Here is a 236-nt window from a genome sequence, read left to right on the forward strand (position 1 = left end):
AATTTTGCTTTTACTTTCAGCTTTTTTTAAAAACTGAAGGCAAAATAATCTGGAAAGCTATTAAAAGTTCTTACGTAAACTCATTCAAGTGTTCTTGTTTGCCTCTGCTTTTTAAAGCGGAAACAACAGTTTTGAGTCCACAAAACCCTTTGGGTGTTGTATGGTTAAGCCTCACGGGCAATTAGTACAGGTTAGCTCAATGCCTCGCAGCACTTACACACCCTGCCTATCAACGT

1 rRNA gene is annotated in these 236 nt (G+C 38.6%); it reads right to left on the bottom strand.

Features of this window, described 5'->3' with window-relative positions:
• Positions 1-160 precede the first annotated feature (160 nt).
• A 23S ribosomal RNA gene (locus tag AB4482_RS23010) occupies positions 161-236 on the bottom strand; the annotation flags it as partial.

Origin of the sequence: Vibrio sp. 10N.222.55.C7 (assembly GCF_041473335.1) — a bacterium.
Classification (GTDB): Bacteria; Pseudomonadota; Gammaproteobacteria; order Enterobacterales; family Vibrionaceae; genus Vibrio; species Vibrio crassostreae_C.